17 protein-coding genes are annotated in these 22894 nt (G+C 45.8%); 1 reads left to right on the top strand and 16 read right to left on the bottom strand.

The features are described 5' to 3' along the window. Position 1 precedes the first annotated feature (1 nt). The 7 genes from gatC to pruA all read right to left on the bottom strand — a co-directional run bounded on the left by gatC (position 2) and on the right by pruA (position 9075). Complete coding sequence (gene gatC, locus FOF60_RS01775; RefSeq protein WP_192473484.1) at positions 2 to 292, bottom strand: Asp-tRNA(Asn)/Glu-tRNA(Gln) amidotransferase subunit GatC; 291 nt, start codon at positions 290 to 292, stop codon at positions 2 to 4. Between the two features lie 524 nt (positions 293 to 816). Next, positions 817 to 1455 carry a TetR/AcrR family transcriptional regulator gene (locus FOF60_RS01770; RefSeq protein WP_192473483.1) on the bottom strand — a complete coding sequence of 213 codons (639 nt, stop codon included), beginning with the start codon at positions 1453 to 1455 and terminating at the stop codon, positions 817 to 819. Continuing rightward, the gene (locus FOF60_RS01765) at positions 1409 to 2680 is read right to left on the bottom strand and encodes an MFS transporter (RefSeq protein ID WP_225650450.1); all 1272 of its coding nucleotides are present in this window, start codon (positions 2678 to 2680) and stop codon (positions 1409 to 1411) included. The genes FOF60_RS01770 and FOF60_RS01765 overlap by 47 nt, the downstream gene beginning before the upstream one ends. A gap of 161 nt (positions 2681 to 2841) precedes the next feature. Further along, positions 2842 to 3288: a YueI family protein gene (locus FOF60_RS01760; protein WP_192473482.1), complete on the bottom strand. Its 447-nt coding sequence runs from the start codon at positions 3286 to 3288 to the stop codon at positions 2842 to 2844. A 479-nt stretch (positions 3289 to 3767) separates the two neighbouring features. Continuing rightward, positions 3768 to 5048: an isocitrate lyase gene (aceA, locus tag FOF60_RS01755; protein ID WP_192473481.1), complete on the bottom strand. Its 1281-nt coding sequence runs from the start codon at positions 5046 to 5048 to the stop codon at positions 3768 to 3770. A gap of 46 nt (positions 5049 to 5094) precedes the next feature. Next, positions 5095 to 6690 (bottom strand): malate synthase A, encoded by a 1596-nt coding sequence (gene aceB / locus FOF60_RS01750; protein ID WP_192473480.1) that lies wholly within the window; start codon positions 6688 to 6690, stop codon positions 5095 to 5097. 837 nt (positions 6691 to 7527) lie between these two features. Beyond that, positions 7528 to 9075: an L-glutamate gamma-semialdehyde dehydrogenase gene (pruA, locus tag FOF60_RS01745; RefSeq protein ID WP_192473538.1), complete on the bottom strand. Its 1548-nt coding sequence runs from the start codon at positions 9073 to 9075 to the stop codon at positions 7528 to 7530. Between the two features lie 376 nt (positions 9076 to 9451). Here pruA and FOF60_RS01740 point away from each other — a divergent pair, with 376 nt between their 5' ends. Next, on the top strand, positions 9452 to 9910 hold the full coding sequence (locus FOF60_RS01740) for a DinB family protein (protein WP_192473539.1): 459 nt from the start codon (positions 9452 to 9454) through the stop codon (positions 9908 to 9910). Positions 9911 to 9942: 32 nt separating this feature from the next. Here FOF60_RS01740 and FOF60_RS01735 read toward each other — a convergent pair whose 3' ends face one another. The 9 genes from FOF60_RS01735 to FOF60_RS01695 form a co-directional block, all read right to left on the bottom strand. After that, the gene (locus FOF60_RS01735; RefSeq protein ID WP_192473540.1) at positions 9943 to 11160 is read right to left on the bottom strand and encodes a CamS family sex pheromone protein; all 1218 of its coding nucleotides are present in this window, start codon (positions 11158 to 11160) and stop codon (positions 9943 to 9945) included. 14 nt (positions 11161 to 11174) lie between these two features. Further along, positions 11175 to 13181, bottom strand: coding sequence for an NAD-dependent DNA ligase LigA (gene ligA, locus FOF60_RS01730; RefSeq protein ID WP_192473541.1), 2007 nt, complete (start codon positions 13179 to 13181; stop codon positions 11175 to 11177). 162 nt (positions 13182 to 13343) lie between these two features. After that, positions 13344 to 15596 (bottom strand): DNA helicase PcrA, encoded by a 2253-nt coding sequence (gene pcrA / locus FOF60_RS01725; protein WP_264647628.1) that lies wholly within the window; start codon positions 15594 to 15596, stop codon positions 13344 to 13346. A 65-nt stretch (positions 15597 to 15661) separates the two neighbouring features. Then, positions 15662 to 16348: a heptaprenylglyceryl phosphate synthase gene (locus FOF60_RS01720; RefSeq protein ID WP_192473543.1), complete on the bottom strand. Its 687-nt coding sequence runs from the start codon at positions 16346 to 16348 to the stop codon at positions 15662 to 15664. Positions 16349 to 16462: 114 nt separating this feature from the next. Then, on the bottom strand, positions 16463 to 17890 hold the full coding sequence (locus FOF60_RS01715; protein WP_192473544.1) for a sodium:solute symporter family protein: 1428 nt from the start codon (positions 17888 to 17890) through the stop codon (positions 16463 to 16465). 230 nt (positions 17891 to 18120) lie between these two features. Next, positions 18121 to 19158 (bottom strand): DUF3231 family protein, encoded by a 1038-nt coding sequence (locus FOF60_RS01710; RefSeq protein ID WP_192473545.1) that lies wholly within the window; start codon positions 19156 to 19158, stop codon positions 18121 to 18123. A 316-nt stretch (positions 19159 to 19474) separates the two neighbouring features. Next, positions 19475 to 19789 carry a YerC/YecD family TrpR-related protein gene (locus FOF60_RS01705; protein ID WP_023626236.1) on the bottom strand — a complete coding sequence of 105 codons (315 nt, stop codon included), beginning with the start codon at positions 19787 to 19789 and terminating at the stop codon, positions 19475 to 19477. Between the two features lie 28 nt (positions 19790 to 19817). After that, positions 19818 to 20855, bottom strand: coding sequence for a DUF3048 domain-containing protein (locus FOF60_RS01700; RefSeq protein WP_192473546.1), 1038 nt, complete (start codon positions 20853 to 20855; stop codon positions 19818 to 19820). Between the two features lie 64 nt (positions 20856 to 20919). Further along, complete coding sequence (locus FOF60_RS01695; protein ID WP_192473547.1) at positions 20920 to 22659, bottom strand: adenine deaminase C-terminal domain-containing protein; 1740 nt, start codon at positions 22657 to 22659, stop codon at positions 20920 to 20922. Positions 22660 to 22894 lie beyond the last annotated feature (235 nt).

Here is a 22894-nt window from a genome sequence, read left to right as displayed (position 1 = left end):
CCTACTCCATAATTCCAGGTACTTTAATCTGCCCATCCTGATGCTCAGGCGCATTCTTTAAAACTTCCTCGCGCGGCAGACCCTCTTTTGCACGGTCCTCACGCATGACATTCTTTATCTCAAGCACATGTGAAGTTGGTTCCACATTATCCGTATTCAGCTCATTCAGCTGCTCAGCATATGTAATGATTTTATCCAGCTGGTCCGTCAGCATTTTCGCTTCATCTTCCGTAATCGCCAATCTCGCCAGGTGCGCGACATGCTTCACCTGTTCCTCAGAAATCCTTGACATAAAAGCACCTCCATCATAAATCGTCAGACAATAATAATAATGATCATAGCAAAGTTTTCCACGTTAAAGCAATACAAGCCTTGCTGTTTGTACTATTTTAACAGATGCAGCGGATGATCGCAGAAATATAGGACATTTTAGCACTTAATTTCATATGATAAAATTTTAAAATAAGTACCCTATGCAGAGGCGGGATGTTCCATTCTACACTTTATTTTTGATTTAATCAGCGACCTATGTGGAAGTGCAGGACAAAGCGGTTCCATAAACACTCAGAAAGTGGATCGGAATATTGCACGACTGAACAAGCATAGTTGGTTCAAAGACATATATACGGATGAAAAGTACCGCCGTTTATTTTTTGTGAACCGCCATGTCAGGGCGTATCTGCAAAGCTCCTTCCGTGTTAATAGATTGATCCGTGATTCGGAAGCACGTGAAAAATTTTTGCGTTTATTGGACAAACAATTGAAATAGGGGATAGAATTCAACTCCATCCCCTTCTTTTGCTGGCGAACCCTGTGTTATTGACCAGCCTTCTTATGATCACTGATTCCCAGCGCCATTTTTAAATATTCCACAAATAGTATGGATTGCTCTTTGATCTTTAAGTCTTCCTTCGATAACATGGCATCTTCTACCGCTAAACCGTCGATGAACGTAATAATCGATCGTGCAATGATTTCAAGATCAAATCTTGTGCTGAATTCCCCGCTTCTTTGTCCGTGTTCAATAATATGAGCATATAAGCTCAAGCCATTATTGTATCGAACGGACCCGTATTCTCTTCTATGTTCATCATTTCTACCGATTATAAAAAACTCAAGTTTTGCCGGCGCCAAAGGATCCATTTCATCATCAGGCTCTCCGTCTTCGCCAAAGATGGTTTTCATGAGCATATCCCAATAAGATGTCGCATTTCCCTTTAACATCTCCATTGTCTCATCCAATTCCAGCGATAATCCTTCTTCCAGTATCGTTTCGAATACTGCTTCTTTATTTGAAAAATATTGATACAGCCCGCCTCTGCTGACATTCGCAGCATCCATTATGTGCTTCATCGTGGCCCGCTCATATCCATATTCAATGAAAACCTTCTCTGCCGCCTTCAAAATTTCAGCTCGACGCTGTTCCATGTGCTCCTGACTGACTTTCGGAGACATTTGCTCTCCCCCGTTCTATTTTACTCTTAAAAACCAGCCCAACAATCGAGACTGCTACCAACAATAAACCAGTAATCACAAATGTCGGTATGACTCCCAGGACAGTGGCAAGCAATCCGCCGGCCAATGGCCCAATGATTGTGGCCGTGGTGGTCACGCTGTTCAAAACGCCGAAAACCCTGCCTGTCATGTGAACAGGAGTCTCGGTTTGGACTGCTGCCTGAAAAGGGATGAATACCAAACCTGCTGAAAATCCAGCCGTCAATCCCAGAGCTGGGCCCCATAACACCGGCAGTGCTAAATCCAATAAGGTCAATAAAGCCAGCATACTAAAGCTGATCCCAATCCCGCAAACCCCAATGAACAATAGAAACAGCGCATTGTAATCTGTTTTTTTAGCCAACAGCAATCCTGTAAAAAACATTCCAACACCTGATGCCGTAACAATATAACCAAACAAATCAGGAGAGGCATTCGGTAGCTCCCTTAATAAAACAATGATTTGCGAGTCAGACAATTGTAAGATAAGTAGGCTTACCCCTAATACAACCATACCAACAACTAAGTAACGACTGCCTTTGATAAACCTGATTCCTTCGAGGAAATCCTCCTTAAACGTAGCTCCTCCTTGTTCATTTGAATCTACTCTTACAGAAGCTGCTGCCTGTGGTAAAGTGATCAGCAGAAGCGCTGAAATAACAAATGTACCTGAATCAATAAAGAATACCATTTTAGTCCCAAAAGCCGATACCAGCAGACCGCTCAATAAAGGCCCCAAAACCTTCGTCCCGGAATCAATCATCGAGGTAATCGACATGGCACTTTTCATATTTTCCTGATCTATAAGTTCTTTAAGCTTACCATTCTTTGCCGGGACAAATATAGCCGAGAGTATTCCGACTATGAACAAGCAAATATAGACAGTCCATAAGGTATCAGCAAATGCCAAAATCAGAATTAATCCCGCTCTGACTACGTCTGACAAGATCATGATCGCCTTTCTGTTCATCCTGTCAGCAATCGTTCCGGTGAATGGTCCCAGCAATGCCATCGGAACAGCCAAACATAATATGATAAAGGAAACTTCCATTGGAGAAGCCTCCCATTTCAATCCAACCATCGTGATGATTGCCACAATACTTAACCAATCACCAATACTTGATATTAACTGTGCCAGCATTAATGTGATAAACGCCTTATTTTTCAAAAGACCACCCATCATCATCCCTCCAGTTAAAAACGACACTATTGTCGTTTTGTCTAATTACATTATAACGACACCAACGTCGTTATTCAACCTTTTTTTGTAAACTTCTGGATTTTATGTACTAGAGCCTATACTCTATAGAAAAAAACATAAAAAAAGAGCTAACCTAAAAGGCTGCTCTATTTCCTAAATAACTTACCAAACCCAGATAAGAATCCTTTTTTCTTCTTAGGTTCAGCAGTTTGAATCACGGGTTTCTTTTTGCCAAGATAAATCTCCTCTTTATCAATCGCATGGTCGTGCGCTAAAACGAGTCCGAGCTCCGAATCGTAATCCTTATTTGTCACGATCGTGAACTCAATGCCCCGTTTTTTAGCCGCTTTAATGTACTCGGATAAATATGGATATGATATATTGCCATTTAAAAAGAGGTGGGCTTCACGGTTTTCATCCATCAGCTGCTCGACTTCAGGTTCAACACCCTTCCTCATGACCTCACCTTGCGTTAGGGCAATGACCACCCTCTCCCTGATTGTCGTAAGGAAACGCCGTCTCTCATCAGGCTTCGTCTGTTTAGCACCATGGATTCCCTGCTGTAAGTATTCATCCACTTTATTGTTGCCCATAATTGTCACCCCCATCTTATTGCACTTGCATTGTTTTCATTCACTTATTCATTTCTTTTATGTTACCCTTCCAGATCCACTCGAGCCAAATCCTTGCTCGCTATAGATCTCTTTAACGGACATCACCTTAATGATGGACAAAAATTTGAATTTCCCTCCGGTTTCTGTCCGTCATGGCCTTGATGATGGACAAAAAACACGCATTTTCTTCATTTTTTGTCCGTCATGACCTTGATGACGGACACTAATCTCGATTTTCCTTCGGTTTCTGTCCGTCATGACTATTTCCAATAATACTATGTATGTTCCCGCCCAATAGTCTGTGCTAGTTTAAGGTTAACCTATTTTGAGCAAAAAAAACCTTCTCTTCGCATCGAAGAGAAGGACACAAATAGGAGAATGCAAGGTAAAAAAATCAAAAACTATTATGGTAAATCTTCGCCCGAGTTGGAGGGCTCAGGCGAAGAGAAAACCCGTGATCAAGAAGTCGTAAACTGTGCTTCCTCAGTAGATCCTTTTAGTGCAGTCGTTGAAGATGTTCCTCCGGAAATGACCATTGATACATCATCGAAGTATCCTGTCCCGACTTCGCGCTGGTGTCTTGTAGCTGTGTAGCCGTATTGTTCGCTATCGAATTCAGCTTGCTGAAGCTCTGAGTATGCAGCCATTCCGCGCTCTTTGTAGCCGCGAGCCAGTTCGAACATGCTGTGGTTCAAGGCGTGGAAGCCTGCAAGTGTAACGAACTGGAACTTGTAACCCATTTTACCAAGCTCGATCTGGAATTTCGCGATGGTTTCGTCATCCAGCTTCTTTTTCCAGTTGAATGATGGAGAGCAGTTGTAAGCAAGCAGCTTGCCAGGGTACTTTGCATGAATCGCTTCTGCAAAACGGCGGGCTTCATCCAGGTCCGGCTCAGATGTTTCACACCAAACTAAATCAGCATATGGAGCATAAGCCAAGCCGCGCGCAATTGCCTGGTCAAGGCCAGCCTTCGTACGGAAGAATCCTTCAGGAGTCCTCTCGCCTGTGATGAACGCCGCATCATATGGGTCAACATCGCTAGTGATCAAATCTGCCGCATTCGCATCAGTACGGGCAACAATCAAAGTTGGTGTTCCCATGACATCAGCTGCAAGTCGGGCAGCAATCAGGTTGCGGACTGCTGTCTGTGTTGGAAGCAGTACCTTTCCGCCAAGGTGTCCGCATTTCTTTTCAGAAGAAAGCTGATCCTCAAAGTGAACGCCAGCTGCACCAGCTTCAATCATGCCCTTCATCAATTCGAATACATTCAGTTGGCCGCCAAATCCTGCTTCAGCATCCGCTACGATTGGTGCGAACCAGTCTATGGAATCGTCTCCTTCTCCATGAGTGATCTGGTCAGCACGCTGCAGCGCCTGGTTGATGCGCTTAACAACTGCCGGTACGCTGTTCGCCGGGTACAAACTCTGGTCAGGGTACATATTTCCGGAAAGGTTAGCATCCGCTGCAACCTGCCAGCCGCTCAAGTAGATTGCCTTAAGGCCAGCTTTAACCTGCTGGACAGCCTGATTGCCAGTTAAAGCACCCAGTGCATTAACGAAATCCTCTTCATGTACAAGCTTCCACAGCTTCTCTGCACCGCGGCGAGCCAATGTATGTTCAATATCAATCGAACCGCGAAGCTTGATGACATCCTCCGCTGTATAAGTTCTTTCCACTCCAGCCCATCTGCTATCCATTTCCCAGCTTTCCTGCAATTGCTTTACACGATCTTGAGTCATTATTTATTCCTCCTAATGTTTGTTTTTATATGAATCTATCAATCTATTAAGCTAAAGCCTGATAGCCAGGCAATGTTAAAAATTCAACGAACTCATCATTTAAAATTAATTCATCAAACATTTCTGCTGCCTGCTCGAATTTCCCATTTTCAAATACCGCTTCGCCGACTTCCAGCTTGATTTTCTCAAGCTCCTCATCCTTCAGCTCATGGTACATTTCAACTGTCACTTTGCGGCCATCTTCCAGTAGTCCTTTTGGATGGCGAATCCATTGCCATAGCTGAGCACGAGAAATCTCTGCTGTTGCCGCATCCTCCATCAGGTTATGAATTGGAGCTGCGCCGCGGCCATTTAGCCAAGAAGCCACGTACTGGATGCCCACATTGATGTTCATTCGCACGCCGGCTTCTGTTATAGTCCCTTCTGGTACAGCAAGCAGGTCAACTGCTTTCACTTCAACATCCATTTGCTTGCCAGATTCAATCTGGTTCGGTTCTGGCATTTCCTTGTTGAACGCCTCAAGCGCTACCGGTACAAGACCTGGATGTGCTACCCATGTGCCATCATGGCCGTCGCGGGCTTCACGTTCTTTATCAGCGCGCACCTTTGCGAATGCTTCAGCATTTGCTTCCTCGTCATTTTTAATCGGGATTTGTGCTGCCATGCCGCCCATTGCCGGTGCTTTGCGGCGATGGCAGGTCTGGATCGTCAGCAAGGAGTATGACCTCATGAATGGAACTGTCATTGTTACCTGTGATCGATCCGGTAAAATCACATCGTCCTGTGAACGCAGTTTTTTCAGATAGCTGAAAATATAATCCCATCGTCCGCAGTTCAAGCCAGCGGAGTGCTCTTTCAGTTCATATAGAATCTCATTCATTTCGAATGAAGCCAGGATCGTTTCAATTAAAACAGTTGCTTTAATCGTTCCCTGTGGAATCCCGAGATGGTTCTGTGCATAAACGAACACATCGTTCCATAGGCGCGCTTCTAGGTGGCTTTCCATCTTAGGAAGGTAGAAGTATGGGCCTGTGTTCTGCTCCACCAGCTTTTTCGCATTATGGAAAAAGTACATCGCAAAATCGAATAAGCCGCCTGAAATTGGATTGCCATCGAGCAATACATGTTTTTCTTCTAGGTGCCAGCCTCTTGGGCGAACCATTAAAACAGCTGTTTTTTCATTCAGTTGATACTTTTTGCCATTTGCATTTTCAAAAGAGATCGTTTTGTTAACGGCGTCCCTAAGATTGATCTGCCCTTCAACAATCGCTTCCCATGTCGGCGAAGTTGAATCCTCGCAGTCTGCCATGAAAATCTTCGCCCCGGAATTGAGCGCATTGATGACCATCTTCCTGTCAGTTGGACCGGTGATTTCGACTCTGCGATCCTGCAGATCTCTTGGCAGTGGCGCGATTGTCCATTCGCTCTCACGGATGTGCTTTGTTTCCGGCAAGAAATCCGGCAGCTTCCCTCCGTTGATTTCCGCCTGGCGCTTTTCACGTGCTGCCAGCAATTCCACCCGACGCTCGCCAAAATGCCTTTCTAGCCGCTCTACAAAATCAAGAGCCTCCGGTGTCAAAATTTCTTCGTATCCTTTTTTCATGCTGCCCACTATTTCAATTCCTGTAGTTTGTGTCGACATTGACTGTCTTCACCCCTTTGTTATAGTACAGTATCAATAACTCTAATATGTATTATATAACAGAGATTTTAGATTGCAACTATTTTGTTAAATTTTTCTGAAAAATTTTTAAAATGAGGAAAATGCCCTATAAAAAAAGAATCCTTTTTGAGCAGAAAGAGAGTCTAGAGGATTGGTGGATCAAGGTTTAGAGTATAGTTATCTTCTTCATGGACAGCCGAATCTTTAAGGTAGAAAAATTCTACCGAGAACACGATATGGCATCCAAATGTCATCTTGAGGGCTTCTGCATTTACCCAAAACGCGGTTCTGGTGGTAAAACGGTAAATGAAAACACTCTGCTTTTACCCAAATTGTAGTTCCCTTGCTAAAACGGTAGATGAAAACACTCTGCTTTTACCCAAATTGCAGTTCCCTTGCTAAAACGGTAAATGAAAACACTCTGCTTTTACCCAAATTGCAGTTCCCTTGCTAAAACGGTAAATGAAAACACTCTGCTTTTACCCAAATTGCAGTTTCCTTGCTAAAACGGTAAATGAAAACACCCTGCTTTTACCCAAAACGCGGTTCTGGTGCTAAAACGGTAAATGAAAACACTCTGCTTTTACCCAAATTACAGTTCCCTTGCTAAAACGGTAAATGAAAACACTCTGCTTTTACCCAAATTGCAGTTTCCTTGCTAAAACGGTAAATGAAAACACCCTGCTTTTACCCAAATTGCAGTTCCCTTGCTAAAACGGTAAAAGAAAACACCCTGCATTGGCAAAGTAACATCATTCAAAATTAATCAAACTCAAAAAATCCCCCTCTCAGTGAGAAGGGGATTCCAAGTCTATATTAGTACATTTCAGAAGTAGTCTTAGCTTGCATGTGAAGAAGCAGATAGTCTGGTCCGCCAGCTTTTGAATCTGTTCCTGACATGTTGAAGCCGCCGAATGGCTGGTAACCTACGATTGCGCCTGTGCAGCCGCGGTTGAAGTAAAGGTTTCCGACATGGAAATCTTCACGTGCCTTCTGGATGTTTTCGCGATTGCGTGTGATAACAGCACCAGTCAGGCCGTATTCAGTGTTATTCGCGATTTCAAGCGCATGGTCGAAGTCCTTCGCTTTTGCGAATGCCACAACTGGTCCAAAGATTTCTTCCTGCATGATGCGAGCTTTTGGATCCACATCTGCGAATACTGTTGGCTTGATGAAATAGCCTTTAGAGCTGTCTCCTTCGCCGCCAGTCATCAATCGGCCTTCCTGCTTGCCGATTTCGATGTAGCTCATGATCTTGTCGAACGCACCCTGGTCATTAACTGGACCCATGAACGTGCTTTGATCTGTAGGATCATCAAGCTTAAGCTCGTTTGTAAGCTCTACAACACGGTTAAGAACTTGATCATAAACATCTTCAACGATGACAGCACGTGAACATGCAGAGCACTTCTGGCCAGAGAAGCCAAATGCTGAAGCAGTGATCGCTTGCGCAGCCAATTCAAGATCAGCGTCTTTGTCGACAACCATTGTGTCTTTTCCGCCCATCTCAGCTACTACGCGCTTCAGCCAGATTTGGCCTTCGTTCAGCTTAGAAGCCCGCTCGTTAATGCGCAGACCTACGTCACGTGAACCTGTAAAGCTGATGAAGCGAGTGTCTTTGTGGTCAACAAGGTAGTCGCCCACTTCTGCGCCGCTTCCTGGTACGAAGTTAAGGACACCCGCAGGCAAACCTGCTTCTTCCATAACTTCAACGAACTTAGCCGCAACAACTGGAGTAGTTGAAGCTGGCTTTAAAAGAACTGTGTTTCCTGTTACGATCGCTGCTACAGTTGTACCAGCCATGATTGCCAACGGGAAGTTCCATGGAGAAATGATGACTCCCACTCCAAGAGGAATGTAATCATAACGGTTATATTCATTTGGACGGCTTTCTACTTTCACGCCCTCTTTGATTCTTAGCATTTGGCGAGCATAGTACTCAAGGAAGTCGATTGCTTCTGCAGTATCAGCATCTGCCTCGTTCCATGGCTTACCAGCTTCTTTTGTTAAAAGCGCCGAGAATTCATGCTTGCGGCGGCGAATGATTGCAGCAGCCTTGAATAATACATCGGCACGTGTCTCAGGCTTCACTTTTTTCCAAGTCTTGAACGCTTCGACAGCAGCCTGCATTGCTTTTTCAGCTAGATCGCGGTTTGCCTTTGATACGCGTCCAATAACTTCTTCTTTATTGGATGGGTTGTAAGATACAATCTTGTCTTCAGTCGAGATTCTCTCTCCGCCAATCACCAAGTCATAATCCTGGCCAAGATAGCCTTCTACTGTCTTCAATCCTGTAAGGTATCCTTCACGGTTTTCCTCATCTTTAAAATTCGTGAAAGGCTCGTGTTTGTATGGCTGAACCATTCTATCCCCTCCTATGTATTAAAACGTTTTCATTCCTTTCCCATTCTATCATGAGAGTCTCATAGTGTTCAACGTCAACGTACTAGCAAGTATTGGATTGAGAATTTTCACATTTTTTATTATGGCAATATTATAATTTGGTCATTTTTGTACACTTTTTTGAAGTTGGTCGAATTAACCGTAAATGTGGTCGAATTATTCTTTAAAGTGGTCGAAATAATGAGAAATGTGGTCGAATTATTCCTAAATGTGGTCGAATTATTTATATTTTCGCCAATAAAATAATCAGCACAATAAAATCACACTAATTATCTGCAGGGAATCCCCGTAATCTAGCGAATATTTATCTATCATCCAAAGAAGGGGGCTATTTTACATGAAAAAACGGCATGAAATATTGTTTAATCAGCTAGAATCCTATCGAAGCGAAATTTTAGGTGTGGCAGATACAGTTTCTGAGGAGGATGCGGAGAAGATTCCTGCAGGCTTCAACAATAATATCCGCTGGAACCTTGGGCATATTTACCTTGATCAATATTTATGGATCCAGGCGGTCACCAAGGAACCCGCAGACATCCCTGAAGAGTTCAAATCCTGGTTCGACTACGGCACCTCCCCGGCCAATTTTACCGAGGAAACCCCTTCCGTTAGCGAGTTAAAAGAATTGCTGAGAACACAGCCAGCAAGAATAAAAGAATTATATGGCGGGCGCCTCGAGGAGGAATTCCCTCCAACCGAAATGGGCATGCATACAATCGAACAAGTCCTGGTACGGACGATTTTCCATGAAGGCATGCATTTACAGACAATCCTTGATATTAAAAAATGCATATAAAAAGCAAAGAGCACGCGGCTCTTTGCTTCACCTTACTGATAAATATGCACAAATGGTTCATCCTGATCCGGCTTTTTCACGATCAGGGCTTCCTGTCCCAGTACGGATGATACGCTGACCTGAACGGAAATGTAGTTAGGGAAGTGCTCCATGACCAGTCCCGTTACATACTGTGTGAAACCAATCGCCTCAGCTTCGCCGTAAAACTGGATAGGAATCTCGATATTCAACTCTTGTAGCTGGCCATCCAGATAAAAGCCTTTGCCGATGACGCCGTTGAAGTTAGGGAAATATTCCTCCACATCCTGCTTGAAGTTCTGGAAGAATGTCAGGTCATCCCGGTGTTCCTTCTCGGCTTTATCTGACGGAAACAGGATGTATTCTTCTTTTACATCCTTCCAGCTGCCGATATTGTTGCTGCCCTGGGATACTTCTGCATAGGTGAAAAAGTTGCCGGGAACAACAGAAGATCGGCTTTCCTGTTCAAACAATCCGATGGTAATCGGTACATTTTTCAGTTCGTCAATTCCTCTTAACCTGTTGACGACTTCCTGGGCAATTTTCTTCCCTTCGGCTTCAAGAACGGAGCGGGAAATATTTTTCTCAAATACTGCCCCAAATTCAACCTCTTGATAATAGTGGACGGAATTCAGTGCCAGGCCAATGGCGATGCCGCCAAGTTGGTACGTATCCTTTTCTCCTGATTGGACGAGATAATTATGCTCCAGGATATGTGCTAGATAAATAGGATTCTTTTTATTCTGTTCATGGGCATCGCCCTTGCCAGGATTAGCAGGATTCAGGCCTAGGTTATTCACTACGACCTTCTTATTAATTTTTTCTTTTTTATACTTAGCCTGCAATTCTTTTTTCTTAGCCTCTACCTGAGCCGGAGTCATTTCCCGCTCCAGCCAGGATGCTACGGTACTGCTGTCGAGATACTGGCCTTCTTTAAAGACATACTTGTCTGTTGGGAAAGAGTTTTGGGCAACCCTCATCAGCCCAGTCTCGAACTCGGTGATGTCATAGCGCGTATTCAGATTGTTGACGACCATTCCGCGAGCTTCCCCAGGCTCGAACGGCATAATGGTACGGTAGTATTTGTCCGAAATTTTATATTTCGGGATAATCGCTTTTTCCTTTGTTTCATCATCCTTCTCCTGGACGACCTCTTCCTGCTTTTGAAAATTAGGGGCGCAGGCCGTCAGCAAAAGGACAAGAGATAGAGCGACCATTGAGAGCTTCCTCATGGCGTGTACACCTCTTATTTATTTAATTCTTCAAGCATTCTCTCCTCGTTCCACACTTCAATCCCCAGGCTTTCGGCTTTTGTCAGCTTTGAACCTGCGTCTTCTCCGGCAATGAGTAAATCCGTTTTCTTGCTGACACTGCCGGCTACATTGCCGCCGAGCGCCTCGATTTTTTCTTTTGCTTCATTTCGGCCCATTTGCTCGAGCTTGCCGGTCAACACGATTGTTTTACCGGCAAAAAACGAATCCGATTCTTCAGCGGTAACCTTCTTAGGTCCTTTGTATTCCATATTGACGCCGACAGTCTTGAGCTCGGAAACCAGTTCCTTCACTTCATCATTGTCAAAATAAGTGACGATGGAGTCGGCCATTTTGTCGCCGATCTCATTGATAGCCGTCAATTCTTCCTTCGTTGCCTTCATCAGGTGATCCATTGTTCCAAATTCCTGAGCCAATGTCTTTGCCGCTTTTGCCCCAACTAGACGGATACCGAGTCCGAACAATAGCTTTTCCAGTGAATTATCCTTCGTGGCTTCGATTGCCGACAGCAAATTGTTGACGGACTTCTCGCCCATTCGCTCAAGAGCCAGAAGCTGCTCGCGTGTAAGCTTATAAATGTCTGCTACATCCTTAATCAGCTCTTGTGCAAACAGCTGGCTTACCACTCTCTCTCCAAGTCCGTCAATGTTCATCGCATCACGGGAAACGAAGTGGATCAGGCCTTCCCTGATTTGTGCCGGGCACTTTGGATTGATACAGCGAAGCGCGACTTCGCCTTCGATCCTGACAAGTTCGCTGCCGCATTCAGGGCATTCTGTAGGCATGTGGAACTCGACTTCATCCCCTGTCCGCTGCTCAGCAAGGACATTAACAACTTCCGGGATAATATCTCCTGCTTTTTTAATGACGACTTTATCACCGATTTTAATATCTTTTTCCCGAATCAAGTCTTCATTGTGCAAGGAAGCACGTCCAACGGTAGTACCAGCTACCTGGACTGGTTCAAGGATGGCAGTCGGTGTGACGACACCTGTGCGGCCCACGCTCAACTCAATATCCTTCAAAGTCGTTACGACTTCTTCGGCAGGGAACTTGTAGGCAACCGCCCAGCGCGGACTCTTCGCCGTCGTTCCAAGCTCAGCCTGCTGGTCGAGTGAATCAACCTTGATAACGATGCCATCGATATCGTATGGCAGGTCTGGGCGCTTTTCGACCCAGCTGTTCACATACTCGATAACACCTTCAATACTGTCGACTTTCCGGCGCTCTTTATTGGTTTTGAATCCGAGCTTCTCCAGATAATCCAGTCCCTCACTATGTGCGCGGATGCCCGTATCACCGACATTTGCAATACCATAGAGGAATACATCCAGATTTCTTGAAGCAGCAATCTTCGGGTCAAGCTGTCGAAGGGAGCCAGCAGCCGCATTACGCGGGTTGGCAAATGGCTCTTCTTCACGTTCTTTTCTTGCTTTATTCAAAGCTTCGAATGATTTCTTCGGCATGAATGCTTCACCGCGGACTTCAAGTGAAACTGGTTCCTTCAGGCGGATCGGCAAGGAACGGATCGTCTTCAGGTTAGACGTAATATCCTCACCAGTCGTTCCATCACCGCGAGTCGCACCGCGCACGAGCAGCCCATCTTCATAGATGAGCGAGACTGCCAGACCATCGATCTTCAGTTCGCATACATACCCAATATCTTCGCCAACACCCTGGCGGACACGACGGTCAAAATCGCGCAGGTCCTGCTCATCGAAGGCATTTCCCAGGCTCAGCATCGGAATCGCATGCTGCACCTTGTTGAACATCGTTAAAATCTCGCCGCCAACACGCTGTGTAGGAGAGTCGGGAGTCTGCATTTCAGGGAATTGCTCCTCGATTTCAATCAGTTCCCTCAAAAGCCTGTCATACTCCGCATCCGGAACCGACGGCTGGTCAAGAACATGATATTCATAACTATATTGATTAAGCAGATTTTGCAAATCCTTAGCTTTTCTCTCAGCGCTCTGAAAATCCATAAATCCAGCCCTTTCATAAATGAAATGAAAATGAAAAGCGCAAGCGCCTTGGTCAGCCCCGACGAGCATAAGACGGATAGCTAGAAAACAGTGGTGGCCGCCTTATGACCTGAGGGACAAAGCGCTGGAGCTAGAAAGTAATCTATAAGAAAAAAAGTTTGTTTAAGCCTTTGTAATCGGTGCGAACTTGGCCAGCAGACGTTTGATGCCTGTTGGACTTGGGAAGGCGATATCAAGCTCTGTGCCTTCTCCTGACCCTTTTACGCTGACAACGGTTCCTGTTCCCCACTTGCCATGCTGTGCTTTGTCGCCAACCTTCCAATCGATGCCTTCGCCGCCGCTTGCAGCTGCGACCGGACGGGAAACAGCTCCGCGAGTTGGCATGGACGGTCTTGCTGAAGCCCCAGGTCTGCCTCCACTCGCTGCAGCAGGTCTGCCGCCGCTTGTTGGTGCAGGCCTTCTCACTTTTGGAACGGCATCTTCAACCAAATCAGCCGGTATTTCCTTAATGAACCGTGATTCCGGATTCATATTCGTACGGCCGAAAAGGGTACGCATTTGCGCATTCGTGATGAAAAGCTCTTCTTCGGCGCGAGTGATGCCCACATAGGCAAGACGGCGTTCTTCCTCCATCTCATCCTCTTCCATCAAGGAGCGGCTATGCGGGAATACTCCCTCTTCCATTCCGATCAGGAACACAACTGGGAACTCTAGTCCCTTGGCTGAGTGCAGTGTCATCAATGTGACGAAATCAGTTTTTTTCTCGCCGTCCTCATCCAGGCGGTCGATATCCGCAACAAGTGCCAAATCCGTCAGGAATGCGACCAGACTCTTGTCTTCACTGCTTTCTTCAAAGCTTTTTGTTACGGTTAAAAATTCATCTATGTTTTCAAGTCGGCTCTGTGATTCCAGCGATTTTTCCGCCTTGAGCATATCACGGTAGCCTGTTTTATCAAGGACTTCCTCCACCAGCTCAGTCACTGACAGATATTCCTGCTGGTGCGTGTAATTGCTGACCAGGTTGCGGAATTCAGCCGCTGCTTTTTCCGCTTTCGGGCTGAGGCCGATCATCTCAATCGTCTCCAGCGCCTGGAACATCGACAGATCATGCATTGCCGCAAAATTGGCGATTTTATCGATTGAGGTTGAACCAATTGCGCGCTTTGGCACATTGATGATCCTCTGCAAGCTGATATCATCATCAGGATTGGAAATCAGACGTAGGTATGCAAGAAGATCCTTGATTTCTTTTCTGTCATAGAACTTGATGCCGCCGACGATTGAGTAATCGATGTTCGACTTCAGGAAAGATTCCTCGATCACACGGGACTGAGCGTTCGTCCGGTAGAGAATCGCGATATCAGACAGCTTGCGGCCATTGCGAATCTGCTCCTGGATTTTGCCGATGACAAACTGCGCCTCGCCCTGTTCACTGTCCGCGCGGTAGTACATGATTTTGTTGCCCTCTGGGTTCTCTGTCCAAAGGTTTTTCGGCTTACGGTTCATATTGTTCTGGATGACCATATTCGCCGCCAGTAAAATCTTTTTCGTCGAGCGGTAGTTCTGTTCAAGCAAAATCACGCTTGCCCTCGGGTAGTCCTTTTCAAAAGAAAGGATATTCGTGATATCCGCACCGCGCCAGCGATAGATCGACTGGTCCGAGTCACCGACAACACATAGGTTCTGGAATCGTTGCGCAAGCAATTTCACCAGCATGTATTGTGCCCTGTTCGTATCCTGGTACTCATCGACATGGATGTACTGGAACTTGCGCTGGTAGTACTCCAGCACTTCCGGCACGCGGATGAACAGCGTGATCGTCGTCATGATCAAATCGTCGAAATCAAGCGCGTTATTTTTTAGCAGCCTGCGCTGGTACTCCGTATACACATCGCTGACCTTCTGGGAAAAATAATCTCCCGCTGTCTTCGCATATTCCTCCGGCGTAATCAATTCGTTCTTTGCCGAGCTGATTGTCCCAAGGATCGCACGAGGATCATATTTTTTCGGGTCCATATTCTTGTCCTTCAAAATCGACTTGATGACAGACTGCTGGTCGGTCGAATCAAGGATCGTGAAGTTGCGGTTATAGCCAAGACGGTCGATGTCCCTGCGCAAAATGCGCACACACATTGAGTGGAACGTCGAAATCCAGATATCGTCTGCCGCTCCGCCCATCATCTTCTGAATCCTCTCACGCATTTCGCGCGCCGCTTTATTCGTAAACGTAATCGCAAGGATGTTATAAGGGTTTACCCCTTTTTCCACCATTAAATACGCAATTCTGTGTGTCAGGACTCTTGTTTTACCAGAGCCTGCCCCTGCCATCAATAGCAAAGGCCCGTCCACTGTCTTGACAGCCTTCTGCTGCTCCGGGTTCAAGCCATTCAGTAATTTATCCGTTAAAAATTGCACACTCTTCACCACCATACAAACATTTGTTCTTATTTTATCTCATAAAATCCTTATATACAACTTCGTTATTTCTTTACTGCAGCTACGGTCTTCAATGCCTCATCAAGGTTGCTGTACACGACATTTCCGACCACAATGACATCGGCATGTCCGGCCATTTCTTCTGCCTGCTGCGCTGTTTCGATTCCGCCGCCGTAAAAGAGAACCGTTTTTTCGAGAACGCCTTTGGCTGCTTCCACATACTCAGGATTGCCATATGCCCCGCTGTATTCCAAATAGAAAATCGGCAGGCTATACATTTTCTCCGCCATCATCGCGTAGGCCCGTACATCGTCAATCGACAAGTCTGTCTTCGCATCAGTCAGTTTAGCCGCCTTGCAATCCGGATTCAGGATGCAATAGCCTTCCATTTTCAGCTCGTCCCAATCCATCAGGTCGCCATACTCCTTGACCGCTTCATGGTGCAGGCCCGTGATAAACTGTGGATTGCGGCTGTTCAGCACCGTCGGGATATAATAAAAATCGAATCCCGGCGTGATCGATTCAATCGTCGAAACCTCGAGAATGCATGGTACCGTGTAGCGGCGGACACGGGACATCAAATCAAGGACTCCTTCAAGAGTGACTCCATCCGTCCCTCCCACCATGATCGCGTCGGTTCCAGACTCGCAAATTCTATCTAATTCTTCATCAGTTATTTCTTTATTTGGATCGAGCTTGAACACATGTCTCCACTCGCGAACATCGTACATCCTTGAATTGCCCCCATTCTATCTATCCATTCCACCATTATAGCATTTGTTGTGTATATATAAAAAAGGAAACATATGAAAAAAGCGTCCCGGCCGGAACGCTTTTCTTGCTGTTTAAAGATCTCGGTGTTCGTACTGCTCGGTGAACAATTTTGAAAACACATAGAAGCTGATGCCACTCACAATCAGTGCCAGATAAATAGGATCAAGTCCGAAGAAGCTGATGAACTCTTTTTCGCCAAGATAGACTGCCAGACTTCCAAGGAACAAGGATGCCAGGCTGCCTGCCGGGGTCGCTTTTTCCCAAATGTGCCCTAACACATAAGGTATGAAGGCCCCGCCAGCTCTCAGTGTAAAGGAGAACATCAATAGCGTGATAATATCAGAGACATTCCAGATTGCTGTCAGCAAAGCGAATGCTGAAACCACATACATTGTATAGCGGACCATTTTTAAAAGCTTTCCGTCAGCTGCATTCTTGTTGATATACTGATGGTATATATCATTTGTAAAAATAGACCCTGCTGCCAATAGATTACTAGAAGCACTGGACATTGTCGCTGAAATCAGCGCCGCGAACAGGATGCCCGTGACCACATCTGGCAGCACCTCCATTGCCAGCACCGGCAATGCGTACTGCGCGCCTCTTTCCATCAGCATCGTCCCATCGATCTGGCCATTCTCGACCATGCCATACATGAACAAACCGATGACCGCCGGGATGAACGCGAACAGCACATACACAATAGAAGTAATATAGGATGCTTGCTTAGCAGCCTTGCCGTCTTTGGCAGAATAATAGCGCTGGACCGCCTCCTGGCCAACTGTGAAGGATGCGATATACATTACGACGAGCGCAATGATCGTCCCCCAGCCGGCACCGTCAACGAGGCTCCATTTTGCCTCCGGAATATTGGCCGTCACCTGCTCGAACCCGCCCCCAGCCTGGAGCGTGAATGGAATGATCATTGCCATCCCTACGATGATGAAAATCCACTGCACGACATCGGTATAAACAACGCTGTACATCCCGCCCATGACACTGTATAACGTAACAACCACCGTCACAATGATGACTGAAACGGTGTAGCTCCAGCCGGTCATCACTGAAAGAATTGTTGCCGAGGCGATGAACTGAACCGCCGTCAGCCCGACCATCGGCAGCAGCATGATAATCGATGTTACCAGTGAATTCGCTTCGCCATATCGCCTGCGGAAATACTCAGGCACTGTTTTTACAGCAGCGTCCCGCAGCATTGGCGCAAGGAACGCCAGCACGATGAACGCAATCGCCATCGAGATGACGTACCAGACGGCCGAAAACCCCCAGTCTCCATACGCTTTTTCGACTACCCCCAGCGAGGAACCGCCGCCAACCTCGGTCGCAGCAAGGCTTCCCGCAAGCAGCCACGGACCCATCTTCCGGCCCGCTACAAGGAAATCCTCATTATCATTGATCTTTTTAGAAGATATGTACCCAATCATGATCATAATGCCTAAATAAATGATTACAATCGCAATAACCGTCAAACTTGCCCCCATCAACTCACTCCAAAATGTATATTTTACCTACCCCCTACCCTTAAAAGTGAGCTATTAACCTGGTTTATTGGCGGAGTTCACAGATTTATTGGCGATTTTCAAATTTTAATGGCGAACTGGAAATTATCAGTGTTTTTTTCCATTTTTCTCCCCCCCATAAAAAAAACAACACTAAATGAAAAAAGCCTGCATCTGCAGGCTAGTGTTATCGCACAATTATGCGCAATATATTATTCTGACGCCAGTTTATTCCTGTCTGCGGCATGGGGCGGCTGCTCCATCCACCCGTGCTCAATCAGGATTTCCGCCGCATCCTCCGCATATAAAGCGACATTCATAAGGGCTTTTCCATATAACAAGCCGATGTCCTTCCGTCCGTTGACCGCCATCGAGTTCCCCATCGATCTAACCTTCATCGCGAACATGTCCGCCTTATGGCTAAGCATCAGTTTATCGGAAAAAGGTGAAGTCGTAGAATCGGTGACTAAATGATCCAATAATGCCGGGGACGGCAGATTTTCCTTATGAAGCTTTGTTTTTAACTGCTCCACCATTTTATCAGTCAATTCAATTCCCTTTATGAAAAAGTCACGCACCTGCTGTGTCCTCGCTACCTGGCTGAACCCAATCAGCAAGGCTTTACTGGTGACATTGTTTTCAATGTTGTCATACAGATGGGTCACTTCCAGGGCATGGAGCGGCCGCAGTTTGTGGCCAAATCCATCCAGGTAACTCTTATTTTCAATGAAATCAACTTTCTCCGGTGTCGGAAGGACAGGCGGTTTGATGATAAAACCTTTGGCCATCAGCAGGCCGTTAATTTGCCCGAGAAGCTCCGTCGTTACCATCCCACACTGGATAAAAAACTCCCTGATATCGAGCCTCATCACCAGTGGAAGGGCAATCGCGTAAATGCTCAATCCAGCTTTTGCCGCATATTTCAAGTAATGGACATAGAACTCATCCTCAAATAAACTCGGTGCTTCTGAGTGAAAGTCCTTTTCCGTATATCCTAGGGGTAAAGGGAAATTTTCCTTCTCCAAAAACTCTTTTATTTTCTCCATAAAATCCTCTGTAAGACTTAGGGCATTTTCAAGCAGTGTCTTGATATCCTCATCCTCCACATGCTGAAGGAAATGCTTGATAATCACATTTGACAGGCTGTTCCCCTCATATGTCGCCCAAAGCTTTCCCATTTCCACACTGGTGAACTTTTCCGTGGGCTTCACTTTACTTGTATCGAACTGAATCGGCTTTAACTGTTTCATAATTAACCCCTTACCCGTATTTTCCATTAGTTTTTTGCTTTATCGGTCAGCTTATGCGTGCGAATTAAGCTAATTCAAGCTGATGAATCCACGAGTTCTTCTTTCTCTTAAGCGGAAATTCATTTTTTAACATCGGCAAAATTCAATTTTATTTCAATAATGAAAAAATCACTTTTTTATTGCAGAAATACACTTTTGAATTTATATAGCGAAAAAATTATTTTTATAGCGAATTGGAAATTATCAGTGATTTTTTCCAATTTCTCAGCGCACAAAAAAGAACGGAACCACACCTGGTTCCGTCCTTCATCAAAAACTATTTCGCTTTTTCTGCGTTTTCCTGTTCTTTCAATCTTTCGAGCGCCATTTCATATGCATCGTTTCCATAGTTCAAGCATCGCTTGACACGGGAAATGGTTGCCGTGCTCGCGCCTGTTTCTGTCTCGATTTTATGATAAGTCTTGCCCTCGCGAAGCATGCGGGCAACCTCAAGGCGCTGTGCCAGTGATTGGATTTCGTTCACTGTCGCCAGATCGTCGAAGAAGCGATATGCCTCATCGAGGTCTTTCAGCGATAAAATTGCCTTGAATAATTGATCGAGTTCCTTGCCTCTTAATTTATCAATTTGCATATAGTCTACCCCTTATTTCACTCAAATTTTATTGTTGAGAGTCGAATGAGACATCGCTGATTGATGGGACAATGTTGATCCATGTTTTCCCGGGAACGAAACCAGCTTTTGCTCCATCCTTATAAGGGACGATCCTGCCAGCTTCATTTTTCCATTGTATCTCATTCACTTTGCCTTTTTGGAACAGATATCCCTTGCCGCCGGATGCCATGTCAATGACCCTGCGCCCCACATCATCCACAATGCTATGGTCCATTTGCACGACAAGGATGTTGTCAATCAGGAGTGGTTCCTTCGATTCAAAGTCCACACTTTCTTCACTGCCGTTAAAACGGTGGTACTTCTGTTGTTCCGCGTCATATTCGTAGATCGCATCGAATGACGGCGAACCGTACTTCACCATGAATTCTTCAGCCGGAGTACCTTCCAAGCCTTCAGCTTCCTCACTGCTCAAGAATACTGCAGAAGCCGGTGCTTCATCAAGTTCGTAGCCTTTCGTTTCTGCTCCCTTCACAATATTCTTATATGTGATATAAGAATTATGAGGTGCTTTTCGGAAATCGGCCCGTTTGAACAATGTTCCATCATACTGCATGCCGTTGATGTTATCGATCACTCCGCGTTCAAGCATATCTTTCGCTTCAGGACTGTATCCATGGGCGATAAAAAAGCTGTCATATCCGGATGCCAGATCGATAAAGTATTCCCTCGCGCTGCGGACCGGCCCTATTTTTCCAGGCTGTTCACTTTGAAAAATCGCGATGAACCTTGTCACGTCTCCTTCAGCAAGAACCTCGTAGACGACATCAGCTTTCTCGAGACCTGATTGCGGCCGAGCCTTTGGATGGTTATTGACTACAACGGCCACTGCCCGGTCGGAGCTCTCTTCTGCAGTACCCAATCCGCTCAGCGGGAATTGATAAGGTAGTTCCTCCGGTGGAACCGTCTCTTCTACTTCAATTTCTTTTTCTTTATGTTCTGTTGCTTCTTTTTTTTCTGTCTCTTTACTGCTGCACCCCGCCGTAATGATCATTATGGCTGCCAGCACAGCGATCCATTTTTTCATTCTCGCCACCCCTTGAACTCCCAGTTCGTTCATGGCTGTCTCTGTCTAGATGCACTTTTATATTTTAACGCATTATCGTTGGAAAGAGTATCGTTTTTTTCATCACATCATAGATACCCTCCTGCGTGATACGGATATACGGTAAATGCGTTGAACTGAAGAATAATAGCGAATAAATCGGATCGGCAAATTTATAGCCTTTTTCCTTTAAATAGCCAAGCAGATTCTTCTCCTCCGCCATCAGCTCAGTTACAGGATGGCTCGACATGATGCCCTGAAGCCTCAACGGAATCTCCCCCACAGGCAGACCATTTTCACAGGCGACAATTCCTCCGCCGAGTTCCTTCATCCTGTTAAAAGCAGCCATCATATCCTGCTTGTTTTTACCAATCAGAATGATGTCTCCAGTATTGGAAAACGAGCTTGCCAGCCCCTGCAAGTCGGTCGCGAACCCTTTCAGCATCGTATTGATGCGCCATTTCCCATGGCGGTCGATGAGCATGAAAAAGCACTCATCATGATTTGAAGACAATTCCTCAGCGGACACATCAATTGAAATTGAGTACGGTTTTGTAATGACCGAATTCTCCATTTTAATTCCAAAAGGCATCGAGAATTGCATATCATCCATCGTCAGGTCCCAATCCATCTTTAGGGGCTCAAATCCCATTTGAGTCCAGTCCAGTTCTTTTGCTGCATCAATCGCTTCTCCATCACGCTTCACCCACTGGCCTTTTGCCAGGACTGACACAGGTGTAGGATTCATTTCATCACTCAAAATATTGATATTCGCAACCCGGCCTGTCGCAATATTGCCGTGAAGATGCTCGAAATTATAATAACGTGCCACGTTGATGCTTGCCATATTATAAGCATCAATGACAGGGACGCCTCGATCGATGGCAATGCGGATCAATTCATCGATTACGCCATTTTCGTAAAACGCAGTCGATGCCCCATCCGTTGTCATCATAAAACGGTCGTACACAGCGATATCCAGTTCATGAATCTCATCCAGCAGCTTCGGCAAATCCGGTCTGATCGATGAATGTCGGAGTGACACCATATAACCTTGCATCAGCCTTCTGCGGACTTCCTCGCCAGTCATCGCCTCATGGTCGCAATCCGCGCCAAACAGCATCATCTTCGCCAGCGTCTTTTCCGATGCACCAGGGAAATGTCCCTCGATTTTCTTGTGATGGCGCTTCGTTTCCTGCATCCAGTGAAGAATCATGTCGTCGCCGTTCATCAGCTTCGGCCAGCACGTCAGTTCACCCCCCTGAACAATATTCTCATGCTCAAGCCAGGCCCTGACATTGCTGTTAGAGAAAACCTCCTCCTCATGCTGGATTTCAGTCTGCGCATCAAAACGGCACCACCAATACATCGTTACCGGATTATCATTCAGCTCATTAATAAAAGAAAACGCTTTCTTTTTTCCTAATTGTAAAGCCAGCACCATATTGTCATTGATCAGTGTCGTGGTCCCCGTCTGCGATGCATAGGCAGCGAAAGAATGGGGATTATAAAGTTGAAATGGATGGGCATGAGGTTCAATATAGCCCGGCACCAGTTTCATCCCGGTGCAATCCACTATTTCACATTGCTTTGTATTTTCAGGCAGGTTTTCACCAACATACACAATCCTGTCATTGTAAATCCAAATGTTCGCAGTCATCCACTTGCGGAATGTCTGGTTCAAATATGTCGCATTCTTCAATAAGACCGTCGGTGAAAGGGTGCCGTCCAAAACAGCAGCATGGTCGCGCAATTGCTTGTTTTTCCATCGATAACGTTGTTCCATACCATGTTCCCCTTTTCTCTATGTTAGGGCTCTGTTAAAAATGGCTGTTGATATTCGTTCCAGACGCTTCGCTTTCCGCGGGGCCGGCGCTGAGCCTCCTCGTCGCAAGCTCCTGCGGGGTCTCACCCAGCCGGCTGATCCCGCAGGACATTGAGACGCTTCCGTGAATCTGCCCACGCACGATGAAAATGCGTTAGCATTTTCGGAGGATTCTACGCGCCTTCTACTTCAATCA

The organism is Mesobacillus jeotgali (genome assembly GCF_014856545.2).
Taxonomy (GTDB): domain Bacteria; phylum Bacillota; class Bacilli; order Bacillales; family Cytobacillaceae; genus Mesobacillus.
The sequence above is the reverse complement of the archived record's forward strand: the minus strand, read 5'-3'. Positions and strand labels throughout refer to the sequence as shown.